Source organism: Paenibacillus sp. V4I5 (assembly GCF_030817255.1).
GTDB lineage: Bacteria > Bacillota > Bacilli > Paenibacillales > NBRC-103111 > Paenibacillus_E.
Genome location: NZ_JAUSZB010000002.1, coordinates 5,454,384 through 5,468,807, shown reverse-complemented (window position 1 = coordinate 5,468,807; position 14,424 = coordinate 5,454,384). Strand labels below are relative to the sequence as shown.

The following is a 14,424-nucleotide window of genomic DNA, read 5'->3' as shown; positions in this document are numbered from 1 at the left end:
TGTACTCACTTAAAAGTCGTCATAAACTGAATGACCGCCGGTCCAAGCAGAACGATAAACAAACTCGGGAAAATAAACAATATCAGAGGAAACAGCATCTTAATTGGAGCCTTCATCGCCGCTTCCTCCGCGCGTTGTTTACGCTGTTCTCGCACTTCCTGTGACTGGACGCGAAGCACTTGTACCATACCGATCCCGAGTTTCTCCGCCTGAAGAATGGAGCTGATCAACACGCGTACTTCTTCAATGACCAGCCGGTCACGAACTCCGAGCAGCGCTTCACGCCGTGTCTTGCCAAGTCGTATCTCTTCCAAACAGCGATGGAACTCCCCCGAAACGACACCTTCCGATTTCAATACAAGCTTGTGGAGTGCAGAGTCAAAACCTAACCCGGCCTCCAAGCTGACCGTAAGCAAATCCAATATATCAGGGAGTTCACGGAGACCTTTCTTGCTGCGCTGTCTCGTCTTGGCACTCAAATAATACGATGGCAGGACTGTACCTATCAGAAATCCGAACAATCCGCCCAGCAGCATACCGCTAATATCCGGTTTAATTAATAAACTATAGATTACACCAATGATGGGCATGGCAATCATCATCATAATCTGCATGAGTCGATACTCGAATGTCCCCATGCCAAAAGGATTACCCGCCTGCAGCAGCTTCAGCTCAATCCCGGTATCCCGCATCCCGCTCTTGCGCTCGAATCTGCGTTTCATCCGCAGCCATATGCTCCGCATAGCGCGTTGTATCACGTTCAGCTCTTTCTTCTCCTCATCTTCGAGGGCGCGAGCCGCCGCTGCTTCCTTATCGGTAATCATGGATAAACGACGCTTAACTTTTGCGCTTTTTTCCTTTTTTAATGAGAACAAGAACTGGATCAATAGTAAGATCGTTAAGAAAAAGGTCACATACATCATCATTCAGGCTACACCTCGATGGTCGTCATTTTACGAATTAGGAAAAGCCCGATGAGCATCGATACGCCAGCTCCGCCTATAAGCATAAGCCCAATCGGATGCGTGAACAGCGTTCCAATGTAACTGGGCTGGATGAGATATAAAATGACGGAAAGCCCGAATGGCAGCAGCCCGATTACCCAACCTGACATTCTCCCCTGTGCCGTTAAGGTCTTGATTTGACGATGAATTTTATTGCGGTCACGAATCGTACGTACAATTGTATCAAGGACCACGGCTAAATTCCCACCCACCTGCCGCTGAATCAGCACAGCTTGAACCAACAAGTCCAAATCTTCACTCGGCATCCTTACTTTTAAATGCTCAAGCGATTCCTCCATACTTGTGCCGTACTGCATTTCCTTCAGCAGAATTTCTATCTCATCTTTGATCGGCGCTTCCGATTCATCAACGACTGTCTTCAACGCCTGCGCAAAGCTGAATCCCGCACGAAGAGAGCCGATAACTGTCATAATCATATCTTCTAGCCCATCATTAAATTTCTTGATTCGCTCCCGCGTTTTCTTCTTGATCCAGAGTCTTGGAGATAAATAACCCATTACAAAGCCTATAAGGCCGAAACCAAGATTACTCGTTATCAGCAGCAGCAGGGCAAACAACAGCAAAGCAGCAATCCATTGGAACATCAAATACTCTTCAGGTGCGATGGCTACTCCAGAGCGCGATATGATCTGCTCTAGCTTTTCACTTTTTTTCTTGGTTAACATCTTCTCTTTCACTTGACGGCGGTAAACCTGCATCTGAATAAGAAGATTAAACTTCCGTTTCCCAAGCTTCTGCTTGTCTCCAAGTTCGAGAATCTTCTTCATTCTGCGGTTCAACCGTCGGTCTGAATGAAACAAGCTTTGAAAGATCGCTGAAAATAAGAGCAGTGCGGTCAACAGCACCATCACTGTCAGCATCCAAATCAATTTGGCCACCCCGCTTCAAAGAACACCGAGGAAGGAATTTGAATACCTGATGATTCAAGTCGCTCATAAAACTTCGGGCGTACCCCTGTCGGACTTAGCTTGCCAATCACTTTGCCATCCTCATCCAAACCATACTGCTCGAATGCAAAAATATCCTGCAGCACGATGACATCGCCTTCCATGCCCTGTACTTCGGTGATGTGCGTAATTTTGCGTGAACCGTCTTTCAGTCGGGACTGTTGAATAATTAGGTCAATTGCGCCCGCAATCTGTTCCCGGATCGCCTTTATCGGTAAATCAATCCCGGCCATAAGCACCATCGTTTCCAGACGAGAGATCATATCGCGCGGGCTATTTGAGTGACCTGTTGCCAGCGATCCATCGTGACCCGTATTCATTGCCTGCAGCATGTCCAGCGCCTCGCCGCTCCGTACCTCCCCAATAATAATTCGCTCTGGGCGCATCCGCAACGAGTTCTTTACTAGATCGCGGATCGTAATGGCACCTTTGCCTTCGATATTCGCAGGTCTCGATTCGAGCGAAATAACGTGTTCCTGCCACAGCTGCAGCTCGGCTGCATCTTCAATGGTAATGATGCGCTCATCACTCGGAATGAAGGATGAGAGCACGTTGAGTGTCGTTGTTTTACCTGATCCCGTACCGCCGCTGACAAAAATATTGAGCTTCGCCTTTACACACGCATCAAGGAAAGTGGCCATCTCCCGCGTAACCGTGCCGAAGTTGATTAAGTTCTCTATGGTAAATGGATCCTTGGAAAATTTACGAATGGTAACAGTCGGTCCATTAAGCGCGAGCGGAGGAATAATGGCGTTCACACGGGAGCCATCAGGCAAGCGCGCATCCACCATCGGAGAGCTTTCGTCTATTCGCCGTCCAATCGGCGCGACGATTTTGTCGATTATGTTCATGACATGTTCGTCATCACGGAATTGTACGTAAGACAATTCAACCTTTCCCTTACGCTCCACATACACTTGATTCGGGCCATTCACCATGATCTCAGAAACATCAGGGTCTAAGAGCAGCGGATTTATCGGTCCAAACCCGGTCAAATCGTTGGAAAGCTCATCAATGACTTTCTTGCGATCCACCTTCCCCCGGAAGGAGTCGTCTTCTTTCATGATCTCGACGGCCATGGCATCGAGCTTCGGAATAATTTCCTCGACATTGTCATCCTTTAGCTCACTGAAAATCTGTTTGTACAGCCGATTCTTCAATTCATGCTGCTTGCTCATCTGCTCGCGCTGTTCCTTCTGCGGCTGCTCCGTACCACGGATGCGGCGGAACGTGGCCATTAAATCCTTCTTCTCCAATTTCTCCGCTGCGACTGGTGCGTCCTGAGATTCCGCTTGCGCAGCTTCAAGCTGCTGATACCCCGATTTCGCCTGCAGTTTCTCAAGTAAACTCATGATGGACTCCTCCAGTTGGGTTCATTTTCTTTAAAAAATGGATGTGCTCCCTATCGCTCGATGCAGGATTCCTCGAATGAACGAAGGCTCTTTTGGCTTAAATACGCTGATTTCACGTCGCTGGATGAGCTGCTCTGCAATCTTGTACACCGATTTTGCAACGTCCGATTTACTATTCTTCAAGACAACCGGTATGCCGTCATTCATCGACTGACATACCAGTTCGAACTCATTGGGCACGTAGAAAGGCATTTCCTCATTCAGCAACTCCGGTACGTCGGAGACTTTAATCACACTCTCCATGGTGGACCGATTCACGACAAGCTTCATTTTATCCCGCAGTCCAAGCAGTATAAGAGTTTCCATCATCAGCTTGGTGCTTTTTATTGCTGTCATCTCAAGGGTTGTAACCATTAATACGGAGTCCGCTCTCTCGATTACTTGCAATGTTTTTCCTGAAAACCCGGAAAGTGTATCTACAATGACATAATCATATTGTGAAAGCAGTAAATCACACACCTTGTCCAGATTGTCTGGAGTTACAAGGTCTGCATATTCGGGACGATCCGGCGAGGCCAGCACCTTCACCCCACTGTTATGCTTAATCAGGTAGCTCGCCAACGTGTGCTTATCCATGGTATCGATACTGTCCATTACATCTTTAATGGTGAACGTAGGATGGAGATCCATGGCTAAACATACATCACCGAATTGAAAATCCGCATCTAGGATGCAGATTTGAATGTTGTTGCTCTTCGAGTAGTTCTTGGATAAGGCGACAGCAAGATTAACAGCCAGCGCTGTCCTTCCTATGCCGCCCTTCGCGCTGCAGATGGCAATCATTTCTCCCCGCTTACTCCGTACTTGCTCTACAACAGTTTGTTCTTCATCGGACATGAGAGTTGCCTCCTTCCATTCATTGGTATTTAACGTTAAATATTATTTCTTCTCAGCTGCAGGAACGACTCTTGAATATAAAGCTAAGCCAATTTTAAAACGATCAGCTGCGTTAACAAGTCTCGGTACATCTTCCGGCTTTACTTCTAAGGTTACAGTGGCATATTCCGCATAGGGGTGTTCCTTGTCTGTTTCGACCATCCGTCTGCCGACTGCAAGGACATGTACATTACTGAGCAGTACCGTGGATGCCTCAAGCTGCTTATCCATTCCTTCCTTCGGAGGAATCGTAACTAGAACATCCACATAATCATCCGGCTCGATCAAATTCGAGACCGATTGCACAATATTAACGCCTACCGAAACAGCACGATATCCGTTCTGTACTTTCTTCGCTACGATAGCGGCTTCATCTTTACTTGCTTTAACACGATGACTGAGAAGAATTTCTCCTGTCTCAATGGAAGCGTCTGCGAATTTGCCTTCTGCTTCTTTTATTGACTTCATCGACTGAGGATGTAGACCCAGGGAGGGAACCATCTTCACTTCAAGCATACCGGATTGGATTTGTTGATTTCTCTGAATCTGCTGCTTAGCGACAACAACTTCGACCATGTTCTCGCTTAATGTCGTCGTTTGGTTGTACTGCTTCATATAGTTAAAGAAAAGAAAGGTTGTTACTAGTCCCATTATGAGTGCCGCAATAAAAATGATTTTTGATCTCATGGTTGTCATGCCACCTACTCAGTTAGTTTAATAACATATGCACCGCGGTCTACTGCCCCTGGTTTAACAAATCCTATGCCGGGTCTTTGGATAAATACGCCTATGACTTCTTTCGTGTTATAATCCATGGGTTCGCTTAGATAGAAGTAGGCGAATCCGGTAATTTCAATCTTTTTGATTTGTCCACCCGTATAGTTATGTGGCTTATACACCGGGACAAGCAGAATACGCGGGTCATCGAGGTGACTCATATCACCAGGTGTGTAAGGGCTCCTATTTATTCTTGCCTGTACAGCATCACGTGTCCCTCCGGCTTTATTCCCTGTTTCCGTATCGATCACATCACCGACTGAGACCATTCCTTTATAACCATTAGTCAGATTTATCTCGTAGGTATCGGAGCCGCCTTTAGTTCCCAGTGTAATGATACCGAAGTTACCGGTCGTGGCCTCCGCTTCGTCAACTTTAAGGCGATAGGTTTGACCATAATGCAGCTGTACGGATTCATCGATGCCAATCGGCGCCGCTCCAGTAGCAGCCCCCATGGCCTCAATCTTCGCCGTTGCTTTCACGCTGATTGACACCTTATCAAATCCAATCACTTTGGCCAGAGGCACATCCACAACTTTCTTCAGAACGGCGGTTGTCCTGTCTTTCATGGTGACAGATAAATCGATTAAACTTGCCGTTTCTCCATGGATGCTTAGAATTTGATTCGCAACATCGCGAACATTATTCTCCGTCGTGGTCAGTTCTTGTGCACCTGACAGAACGGCCGTATTCGCCATCTTCTGGAGGTGCATTTTGACGACATATACCTTACCTCCTTCTATTACGACCGCCGTCATACCCAATAATGCAGTCAATACGAATGCCGCCAGTACGGCGACATTTCCATCCTGTCGCACCATGAGGCGCTTTAGCTTTTCAATAATCAAACTAAGTTTCATGACTAGCCCCCTATTCCACTCTTATCGTTGAAGCGGCTTTAACGGTCGGAGCCGGAAGCAGCTTAGAAATAATGGGTGTCATATACGTGTATGGGTATTCCAAGGTAACGGTAACATAGTCGCCGGAATGGCGATTGGGCTCTTTTGGCGAGATGTCAACTCTAAGTAAGTTTGAATCGCCAAGATGCACATACTTTTTAGCGAACGTTTCGATTTCTAAATCTGTCCTATCAAATCCGCCTAACCTCACCGTTTCTTGTGCAACGTTGTTCATGTTCATATAGGCATACATCAATCGGCCGAAATCGAAGATACCGCATACCAGCAATAAAAAAATAGGAAGAATAACGGCAAACTCCGTCAGCGACTGCCCTCCCTCATCTTTGATCATAAAATCCCCCACCCTCTAAGCCAAAGACTTAATACCGCACCTCCTGCAATCGCAACACCATACGGAAATGCTGCCGTAAAGGCGTCATCTTTCATAGCAGAAGATATTTTCATCCCATATCTTAGCAGCACTACCGAGAAAATAACTTGCTTGAGTCTCTCGATAACACCCTTACGTAATAGGAGGAGTGCAAGTGCGATCACACCGCCGATTAATGCCATGTAGACGGAAGCAAGCAGCACGAATGTTACGCCTTTGAATGCGCCGACAAGCCCGAGCAGCTTCACGTCGCCGGCACCCATTCCTCCTAACAGATATGGAATCAAAAGGATACCGAACCCCACAACAAAGCCTAGTACACCATCCACAAAACCAGGAAAGCCGTCAGATGCGCTTAGCAGCATGAAACCGATTACAGTGCCTGGTAAAGTGACTGCATTGTAAATCTTGCGTGACTTCAGATCGGTGAATACGCAGATGGCGAGAATGATAATGAGCAAACTGTCAACTACAACCATACCTGCCTCCCAAGAATGTTTTTATAAAAAGGGTCTACGTTCCGTAAAACGTAAGACCCTCTTCATTGGAGCGTTAATATAAAAGACAACCGCTGTTATTATGGAGTACCATTAGTCGCATTTGCTACATCTTGGTTGACTCTGTTGAAGAGTGTGAGAATATTACCCTTCAGTGCAAACAAAACACCAACTACACCAACCGCGATTACCCCAAGAACCAGACCATACTCTGTCATCCCTTGACCCTGTTCTTCAACCAAAAGATTTTTGATTTTGCTCACCTTAATCATTTCACTCCTTTTTTAATCGAGAAGTCCTACTGTTCTGGCTGATTGCTCGATGACTCGAACACTTTTATCGTAGAGGCTGTAAACCTCCAACTTTATACCAAATAAGATACTAACTACACCCACCGCAATAACGCCAAGTACCAAGCCGTACTCTGTCATACCTTGGCCTTGCTCATTTGTATACAAGTCTACTAATTTAGCTGTCATCATATAGTTCCCTTCCATACAAGAAGGCTGATTTTATTAAGTGCGAGTAGCTGCATTCGAGACATCATTGTTCACTCTGTTGAAGAGTGTAAGAATATTCCCTTTTAATGCAAACAGAATGCCAACTACACCCACCGCAATTACACCCAGAACCAATCCGTACTCTGTCATCCCTTGTCCTTGCTCTTCTGTTAAAAGACCTTTGATTTTGTTTTTCATTTTAATTTCCTCCTCGTTTTTTAAATAAATTGGACCGTTTGACCGACGGTCGTTCGGGTAAGGCCGATACTGCCTGCGGGAAGTTCCACCACTGAAGTCGTGCCTTTGAATACAGCGCCAACGCGTCCCGGCTTCAACTGCTCTTCTACGCCTACGACACGATGCTGTTTATCCAGATAAACCACATCAATCGCGTATTGCATGAAAAAGGTATGTACCGATCTACACGGTTCGATGTGAAGGCATAACCCGCTGGAAAGTCGCTTTGTAAAGAGCAACCCACGTAGTCTGCGACCAAAGGTTTTGGCCTCCATCACCTGCTGGGCTATCGTTTCGCCCGTATTCGTATTCACCAGCCTCAAACAGTCTTGACCCCCTTATGCCAAATAAAAACCCCACCTTTCCCGAAAGGTGGGGTTGCTGCTGTATATGCACAGCAAAACAAACGCCCTTCCTCTTTCGGCAGCTGGCTGGCTTGACACGTTTTGTCGTGCGTTAGCCCCTATAGCTTTGCGTCGCCGGTTTTCACCGGTTTTGCCTTTGTCGAGATTCCAGATGCGATGTTCCGCTTGGAATTCGTTGTGATGCTTTCATCATAGAATTCGACTTGATTTTTAGGTATCCACCAAAAAGCCCAATTTTCTAACAATTTAGATAACTCATTTTCATGCCAAAAGACACCTTCTCTTATAGTTCTCCTACTATTTATTGTGGGTATAAAGTGATAACGCTGTTCCATCATTTAGGAGAAAACCCCTTGTTTTATGTCATTCCCATAAATTCATAGGCTTTGAAAGGCAGGATTTTTTTTAGGCTGGACCTACATCCGAACCAAAAAAAAATGCTGAAAATTAGGAAAATAGTACGACTAGTGCAAGGAAGGAATTTAAATAAACTTACAGAATGTTATTATTCATGTCGAATTATATGGTTAGACGAATCCTGTAATCCAAGTGAATGATAAAAGGCAAACCCGCGCGAAAGCCGGGGACGCAAAGCCACGGTTCTAACCCATCGAGATACGATGGCATGAAAGCCGGGCCGCTCTAGCAGCTTGGTTTTTTATTTTTCATTAAATAGATACGTTCAGTAAGGAGGAGCACATGCGCATTGGCGAACTTCTAGTCATGAATGGCGTTATTACGGAGGAGCAGCTCGATCAGGCGCTTAAGGAACAGACGCGTCACCCAAAAAAGCTCGGGGGGATACTGACCGAATTTGGGTTTATCACCGAGCGTCAGCTCGTCGAGGCGCTGGAGTTCCAACTAGGCGTACCTGTCGTAAATCTCAACGAAACGATATTTGATCTTCCTACAGTCCAGCTCATAGATGAATCGATTGCCAGGAAGTATCATCTCGTTCCAATCAGCTGCGCCGGAGGTAAACTCAAGGTGGCCATGATCGACCCTTTAAATAAAGAGGCGATTAAAGCTATTCAAATGGCGACGGGTATGAGTGTTCAACCGTTTATAGCCATGCGAATCGAAATGGAAGAAGCCATCAACCGATATTATGGTGTCGATACAACCGTAGAAACGTTGAATGAAATCATTCAAGCCGGCGTATATCAACAAGCAAGTGGCATTCATATCGAACCGCATGAAGACGGGCTTATAGTCAAATACCGAATTGACAGTTCGCTCAAAAATAAGAAAACGCTTTCTAAACACATGCATGAAACGTTGTTCAAACGCATCAAACTTCTAGCCAATCTAAATGCCTCTGAAGAGCGGCTGCCACAAAACGGCCGTTTTCAGATTAAGGTTGACCACAAGCAGTTGGATATACGCGTATCCACCCTGCCAAGTGTTAACGGCGAAAGCCTATTTCTTCGCTTGACAGATAATTCTGAACCTCAACTAGCCATTTCCGAGCTTGAGTTCAGTGAAACCAATTTGCAAAAATTCGAAAAAGCGCTTGGACTGCCAAGCGGCATGATCTTGATTTGCGGGCCGGAAGGCAGCAGGAAAACTTCCATGTTATATTCGATCCTCACTCGACTGACAAACGAAAACCATAGAATCATAACCATCGAAGATCCAATAGAGCTCAGAATGCCGGGAATTACACAGGTGGAGGTGAACGAACAGCTCGGCCTGACTTTTGCTCATGTGCTTCGGTCGGTATTGCGTCAGGATCCGAACGTCGTCATGGTCAGTGATATCCATGATGCGGAAACGTTTGAAATGGCAATAAGGACGACCCTCACCGGCCGTATTGTGCTCGGTGCCATATATGGCAGCAGTGCAGTCAAGACTATAAGCCGGCTGATGGACATGAATAAAGACTCGCACCTGCTCAGCGCTTCGCTTTCCTGCATTGTGACTCAGCGTTGGGTAAGGCGAATATGCCGTCAATGCGCTCAATCCTTGCCCGCTACCGAAGATGAAATCAAGCTATTTGAAGCTCATGCAGTTCTGCATTCGGATGATCAGAAGAACGGAAAAGGAATTATCGGCAATTTCCGAACCTTGGTATCCACCCAGATCAGCGGCAAATTAACCGTGACTCGAGGGACTGGCTGCAGAGTATGCAACGATACCGGTTATCGAGGTGTGGTTGCCCTACAGGAGGTGCTGCTTATTGACGGAAAGCTGCGCGAGCTCATTACTGGGCAACGTCCGATCCAGGAAATCGAAAACCATTTAGTGCAAATCGGCTACAAAACGATATTGTACGATGGGCTACTCAAAGTTCGTGAAGGCATCACTACCGTCGAAGAAGTGTTAAAAACGATCGATTGACAGCAATCCAATTCTAAGGGGGAACTAGGATGTCTTACCGATTTCTTATTGTTGATGATACCCAATTCATGCGCAAAATGGCTGCCGATTGCTTAAAGCAGAATGGTTATGAAGTGGTTGGAGAAGCGACTAACGGTAGAGAAGCTATTAAGCTGTATGAAGAACTGATTCCGGATATCGTCCTGATGGATCTAACGATGCCTGAAATGAATGGCATCGATGCCATTAAGGAAATTCTTAAGCTCGATCGCGACGCCGTCGTGTTGATCTGCTCGGCCAGCAATCAGCAGGATTTGATTTTCGATGCGCTTGAAGCCGGGGCTAAAGGTTACTTAATGAAACCTTTCAACCCCGTCCGTTTAATTGAAATGATCCAAACTCATGCAGAACCCCATCTCGGCGTTGCACCTTCGGCTAGCAAGGAAGACCTTACGGCACATTCAGAGGATCAAACTCCTATCGAATTCGAGGATAAGCCAAGTGTGATCGAACACGAACATCCCGTAGAAAAATGTGAAGACAATCAGGCTGAAGCTGTCGTGGCGGGCATTGAGCCTGCCGCGTTGCTCGAACTGCTCGAGGATTCGCATCCAGCGACGATAGAACAGGAAGCTGCTGCAGAACTAATAGCAGCGTCAATCGAGATTCCAGACCTTACCGAGAATGAGAACACAAATCATAGGATAAGGGGAAATGAGAAAATGAAAAGCTTTGTTAGCAGCTATAATTGCAGTTGGCAGGAAGACATTCAGGGGAATACAGCGAATTTCAACGTCGTTTGTACGGAAAGTGAGAACAAAATTATCATTGAGATGTCCAACCAAAATAACGAAAAACAGGTCATCCCCTTTACACTCGACGGTTTCCACCAGTTGACTGACTGGTTGGAAGGACATATGGGAAACCGAATGATATCGAAGTTATAGATATACCATAAAATCCTTATACAAAACAAAGACAAATCTAGTGAGAAAACCTCTATCGAGGCCTTTCGAAGATGAGCGACCGCGTTTAAATGTAGGTTTTATCGCCAATAAGAAAGTCAGGTTTTCTTTTAGAAAAAACTTATACTTTCTTATGTGGTCAAATAGGTTCATGATCAAACAAGCCCAGGCCGTTTTTGGCACTGGGCTTGTTTGACCTCTCAACCTTTTCAAGTAAATATTCCTTCGTTAATCCTTTGGTAGAAGCCATACCCGCTCAATAAACTCCCCTGCTGATATCGGTCTGCTAATCAAATATCCTTGAACGCCATCACAACCTTGCTCACGCAAGTAAGAAAGCTGTTCACTCGATTCGACTCCTTCGGCGATTACTTTCATGTTTAAGCTATGCGCCAATTTGATAATTCCGCTTATGATCAATTCGTCTTTTGGAGACATATTTAAGTTATCAATAAAAGACTTGTCCATTTTCAAATAATCAAATGAAAAATGCTTCAAATAGCTAAGCGATGAGTAACCCACTCCAAAATCATCGATGGAAATAGATATACCGAGCTCTTTAATTTCTGCAAGCACCTTCATCGTATGTTGGGTATTCTGCAGCAGCATACTCTCCGTTATCTCAATTTCAAGCCACTGAGGATCCAGCTCGGTTTCCCGCAAAATTTGCCCAATCGTACGAACTAAATGCTCATTTTGCAATTGAATGGAAGAAAGATTAACCGACATAACAATAGGTGGAAGCCCTGCATCCTGCCAAGCTTTATTCTGCCTACATGCCGTCCTTAACACCCATTCCCCGATGGGCAGGATCAATCCACTCTCCTCAGCGATCGGAATGAACTGAACAGGCGACATTTGTCCCAATTCTTGATTTTTCCATCTAATGAGGGCCTCTACTCCGTTAATTTTATCGCTCCTCAAATCGATCTTCGGTTGAAAATGCAAATAAAATTCTTCGCGCTCGATCGCTTTGTGCAAATTAGAATGTATCTTGTGCTTGGCTTCATTAAGCTCTTGAATGCTTTTAGAATATACGCTGTAGGTGTTTCCACCGAATTCTTTGGCCCGATACATAGAGGCATCTGCATTTTTGATTAACGTTTCCACATCGGTCCCATGCTCAGGATATATACAAATCCCTATACTAGTCGTTATATATAATTCTCTTCTATGCAAATAAAAAGGTTCAGCTATTGCTTGTAAGATCGCATCGGCAATGGGTATGACCTCATCTGTATGATTTAGATTTGGAAAAATAATCGTAAATTCATCGCCCCCCAGCCTTGATACGATAGATCCTTCCGGAACAGATTGGATAATGCGCTTGGACACATCTATTAATAGAAGATCACCTGTATGATGCCCCAGCGTATCATTTACTTGTTTGAATTTATCTAGATCAAGAAACATTAATCCGACTAAGGAGTTGTTACGAGCTTTGTCCAATGTTTCCGCCATGCACTCTTGAAAGTTGCTTCGGTTCGGCAGCCCGGTTATTTCATCAAAGTAAGCCATTCTATGAATAATCTGTTCCGCTTGCTTCTGTTCGGTAATATCCTTTGCAATTCCATAGATCCCGACAATCTGATCATTCACTACGGTCGGACCACAAGTTATGAACAGATCACGGCTTGTACCCTCTTTCGTTAAAAAGCCCATAATAAATTGTTGTGGATTTCCCAGCAGCGCTTGTTCTATATGATGTATAGCTTCTTGTTTCCCTGTAGAAATCACATATTCGAATAAATTAACGTCCAATATAGACTCTGGGGAATAGCCAAGTAATTTTTCTAACATCGGGTTAACACTCGTAAATTTACCAGATAGATCTAATGTAAAAACAATATCTGGATTATGGTCAAATAAGGACTGGTAACGTTGTTTGCTTTCTTCTATTTTATAGATATGCTTGTTATACGCTGAGATTAGGAAGTTAATAATTAGCATGAGAAAGACCGCAAAAATGATCTCAATAAGTAGATCACTCGAATTTGATTGTTTCAAAAAGTGATACAATAAAATGGCTACTACTAATAAAGAAACTTGCATTTTAACAACTTTAATAATCGAAATTTCATTAAAAAAAGAAATTTTACTTACAAATTTCATGATTCCTGCACGTACTAATAAGTTAACGTTCTCAAAAACAAAGGTAATGCAAATAACTTGAATAATCAATGGTAGCTGGGTTGTAAACTTTAGAACCGCTGCTGCACACACCATACTAATAAAATACATTCCTAACGTTGAAAATAACCGGTACCAGTTAATTTTATAAAATGGTTTGGTGGCTAACAAAAAAAACATTATTGCACTTACAAGAATAGGAACTGTACTTGCTGCGATTCCCATAGAATACATTAAATAAAGAATTCCTAATGTTGATCCATTGTACAAAAGTCCATTAGGCATTTTAATTGGGAATATATCAACTATTAATGTTAAGACGCATATAAGAATTATAGGTTCCCAAACTCTATTAGATTCAAGAAATTTCAGACAAATAAATGTTGTGTAAATTCCAGTTAAGAATAATATCAGAGTGTATAGATTTTTATCCTTCATGCTGCTCCCTCTTCGAAGTGGTTCCTAATAGAAATCTTATAAATCCGATGCCTACACTAATATCTCCAATACTTATCACATGTTTGAAAAAAGGAATCCAATCTCCTAGCCACCAATAATCGGAAGTATTCATTAGTTGATGTCGAGGATCGTCTGTAACAAAAGCAGAACCATTATAACCAGACATCATCAGAGCCTTTTCTGATACTGGCATTAAACCACCGTGTATACTTAAGGCAAATAAATTAAACAAAGCCCCAAAACATATAAAAATAATACCTGGTAAATGCCTGTTTATCCATAAGCCAATTACCATTATAGCAAACGAGAGTTCAAGTAGAATAGGATAGTCGCGCCCCGTTCTTTGACTCAACCAATAAATAAAAATTTGAAACGAAAAGGTACCGATCAATAAGTAAGGCATTCTGAAAGCTTCAAAGGAATCAACAATTGTCAATAAATTGCGTTTCAGGATGATACAAAGTAGAAGGCCTGCAAGTATGAAGTAAATCATATATATTCATTCCTTTATATAAAAAAATGAAAGGAACTAGGTTTTGCCTAGCTCCTTTTTTGGGATTATGGCCCCCAAGGCTGTGATACAACGGATGAATAAACCATAGCTGTCAAAACAAGAGTCATAAGT

General features: G+C 44.0%; 15 protein-coding genes, 1 pseudogene and 2 riboswitches. Of the genes and pseudogenes, 2 read left to right on the top strand and 14 right to left on the bottom strand.

Translation table 11 applies throughout. The annotated features are described in order from the left end of the window. Nucleotides 1-5 precede the first annotated feature (5 nt). The 12 genes from QFZ78_RS26850 to QFZ78_RS26795 all read right to left on the bottom strand — a co-directional run bounded on the left by QFZ78_RS26850 (nt 6) and on the right by QFZ78_RS26795 (nt 7,875). Entirely contained in the window at nt 6-926 is a 921-nt protein-coding gene (locus QFZ78_RS26850; protein WP_307552102.1) for a type II secretion system F family protein, read from the bottom strand. A 5-nt stretch (nt 927-931) separates the two neighbouring features. Then, the gene (locus tag QFZ78_RS26845) at nt 932-1,885 is read right to left on the bottom strand and encodes a type II secretion system F family protein (RefSeq protein ID WP_307555921.1); all 954 of its coding nucleotides are present in this window, start codon (nt 1,883-1,885) and stop codon (nt 932-934) included. 5 nt (nt 1,886-1,890) lie between these two features. After that, nucleotides 1,891-3,324 (bottom strand): TadA family conjugal transfer-associated ATPase, encoded by a 1,434-nt coding sequence (locus tag QFZ78_RS26840; RefSeq protein ID WP_307552101.1) that lies wholly within the window; start codon nt 3,322-3,324, stop codon nt 1,891-1,893. A gap of 30 nt (nt 3,325-3,354) precedes the next feature. Next, the gene (locus tag QFZ78_RS26835; protein ID WP_307552100.1) at nt 3,355-4,221 is read right to left on the bottom strand and encodes a CpaE/TadZ family protein; all 867 of its coding nucleotides are present in this window, start codon (nt 4,219-4,221) and stop codon (nt 3,355-3,357) included. A gap of 42 nt (nt 4,222-4,263) precedes the next feature. After that, nucleotides 4,264-4,947: a Flp pilus assembly protein CpaB gene (gene cpaB, locus QFZ78_RS26830; protein ID WP_307552099.1), complete on the bottom strand. Its 684-nt coding sequence runs from the start codon at nt 4,945-4,947 to the stop codon at nt 4,264-4,266. A 14-nt stretch (nt 4,948-4,961) separates the two neighbouring features. Continuing rightward, nucleotides 4,962-5,897 (bottom strand): pilus assembly protein TadG-related protein, encoded by a 936-nt coding sequence (locus QFZ78_RS26825; RefSeq protein ID WP_307552098.1) that lies wholly within the window; start codon nt 5,895-5,897, stop codon nt 4,962-4,964. 10 nt (nt 5,898-5,907) lie between these two features. After that, a complete protein-coding gene (locus tag QFZ78_RS26820; protein ID WP_307552097.1) occupies nt 5,908-6,288 on the bottom strand; it encodes a TadE family protein in 381 nt (126 codons plus the stop codon). Then, complete coding sequence (locus QFZ78_RS26815) at nt 6,285-6,806, bottom strand: A24 family peptidase (protein WP_307552096.1); 522 nt, start codon at nt 6,804-6,806, stop codon at nt 6,285-6,287. The genes QFZ78_RS26820 and QFZ78_RS26815 overlap by 4 nt, the downstream gene beginning before the upstream one ends. 98 nt (nt 6,807-6,904) lie before the next feature. Next, nucleotides 6,905-7,096 (bottom strand): Flp family type IVb pilin, encoded by a 192-nt coding sequence (locus QFZ78_RS26810; RefSeq protein ID WP_373461074.1) that lies wholly within the window; start codon nt 7,094-7,096, stop codon nt 6,905-6,907. A gap of 12 nt (nt 7,097-7,108) precedes the next feature. Then, nucleotides 7,109-7,306, bottom strand: coding sequence for a Flp family type IVb pilin (locus QFZ78_RS26805; protein ID WP_307552095.1), 198 nt, complete (start codon nt 7,304-7,306; stop codon nt 7,109-7,111). Nucleotides 7,307-7,339: 33 nt separating this feature from the next. Further along, the gene (locus tag QFZ78_RS26800) at nt 7,340-7,522 is read right to left on the bottom strand and encodes a Flp family type IVb pilin (protein ID WP_307552094.1); all 183 of its coding nucleotides are present in this window, start codon (nt 7,520-7,522) and stop codon (nt 7,340-7,342) included. Between the two features lie 20 nt (nt 7,523-7,542). Further along, entirely contained in the window at nt 7,543-7,875 is a 333-nt protein-coding gene (locus tag QFZ78_RS26795; protein ID WP_307555916.1) for a DUF192 domain-containing protein, read from the bottom strand. A gap of 105 nt (nt 7,876-7,980) precedes the next feature. After that, nucleotides 7,981-8,071: riboswitch (cyclic di-GMP riboswitch) on the bottom strand. Nucleotides 8,072-8,478: 407 nt separating this feature from the next. Next, a riboswitch (cyclic di-GMP riboswitch) is annotated at nt 8,479-8,571 on the top strand. Between the two features lie 54 nt (nt 8,572-8,625). Here QFZ78_RS26795 and QFZ78_RS26790 point away from each other — a divergent pair. Both QFZ78_RS26790 and QFZ78_RS26785 read left to right on the top strand, forming a co-directional pair. After that, the gene (locus QFZ78_RS26790; RefSeq protein ID WP_307552093.1) at nt 8,626-10,266 is read left to right on the top strand and encodes a GspE/PulE family protein; all 1,641 of its coding nucleotides are present in this window, start codon (nt 8,626-8,628) and stop codon (nt 10,264-10,266) included. A 29-nt stretch (nt 10,267-10,295) separates the two neighbouring features. Then, nucleotides 10,296-10,643 (top strand): annotated as a pseudogene (locus QFZ78_RS26785) (response regulator); the annotation flags it as partial. A 795-nt stretch (nt 10,644-11,438) separates the two neighbouring features. Here QFZ78_RS26785 and QFZ78_RS26780 read toward each other — a convergent pair. Together QFZ78_RS26780 and QFZ78_RS26775 are read right to left on the bottom strand one after the other, a co-directional pair. After that, the gene (locus QFZ78_RS26780) at nt 11,439-13,778 is read right to left on the bottom strand and encodes an EAL domain-containing protein (protein ID WP_307552092.1); all 2,340 of its coding nucleotides are present in this window, start codon (nt 13,776-13,778) and stop codon (nt 11,439-11,441) included. Further along, nucleotides 13,768-14,292 carry a DUF5317 family protein gene (locus QFZ78_RS26775; protein ID WP_307552090.1) on the bottom strand — a complete coding sequence of 175 codons (525 nt, stop codon included), beginning with the start codon at nt 14,290-14,292 and terminating at the stop codon, nt 13,768-13,770. Before QFZ78_RS26775 ends, QFZ78_RS26780 begins: the two co-directional genes overlap by 11 nt. Between the last annotated feature and the right edge of the window lie 132 nt (nt 14,293-14,424).

Bases quoted from the DNA above. Each gene is read 5' to 3' on its own strand.
- QFZ78_RS26850 (WP_307552102.1), bottom strand. From the start codon at position 926: ATGATGATGTATGTGACCTTTTTCTTAACGATCTTACTATTGATCCAG.
- QFZ78_RS26845 (WP_307555921.1), bottom strand. From the start codon at position 1,885: ATGCTGACAGTGATGGTGCTGTTGACCGCACTGCTCTTATTTTCAGCG.
- QFZ78_RS26840 (WP_307552101.1), bottom strand. From the start codon at position 3,324: ATGAGTTTACTTGAGAAACTGCAGGCGAAATCGGGGTATCAGCAGCTT.
- QFZ78_RS26835 (WP_307552100.1), bottom strand. From the start codon at position 4,221: ATGTCCGATGAAGAACAAACTGTTGTAGAGCAAGTACGGAGTAAGCGG.
- cpaB (WP_307552099.1), bottom strand. From the start codon at position 4,947: ATGAGATCAAAAATCATTTTTATTGCGGCACTCATAATGGGACTAGTA.
- QFZ78_RS26825 (WP_307552098.1), bottom strand. From the start codon at position 5,897: ATGAAACTTAGTTTGATTATTGAAAAGCTAAAGCGCCTCATGGTGCGA.
- QFZ78_RS26820 (WP_307552097.1), bottom strand. From the start codon at position 6,288: ATGATCAAAGATGAGGGAGGGCAGTCGCTGACGGAGTTTGCCGTTATT.
- QFZ78_RS26815 (WP_307552096.1), bottom strand. From the start codon at position 6,806: ATGGTTGTAGTTGACAGTTTGCTCATTATCATTCTCGCCATCTGCGTA.
- QFZ78_RS26810 (WP_373461074.1), bottom strand. From the start codon at position 7,096: ATGATTAAGGTGAGCAAAATCAAAAATCTTTTGGTTGAAGAACAGGGT.
- QFZ78_RS26805 (WP_307552095.1), bottom strand. From the start codon at position 7,306: ATGATGACAGCTAAATTAGTAGACTTGTATACAAATGAGCAAGGCCAA.
- QFZ78_RS26800 (WP_307552094.1), bottom strand. From the start codon at position 7,522: ATGAAAAACAAAATCAAAGGTCTTTTAACAGAAGAGCAAGGACAAGGG.
- QFZ78_RS26790 (WP_307552093.1), top strand. From the start codon at position 8,626: ATGCGCATTGGCGAACTTCTAGTCATGAATGGCGTTATTACGGAGGAG.
- QFZ78_RS26780 (WP_307552092.1), bottom strand. From the start codon at position 13,778: ATGAAGGATAAAAATCTATACACTCTGATATTATTCTTAACTGGAATT.
- QFZ78_RS26775 (WP_307552090.1), bottom strand. From the start codon at position 14,292: ATGATTTACTTCATACTTGCAGGCCTTCTACTTTGTATCATCCTGAAA.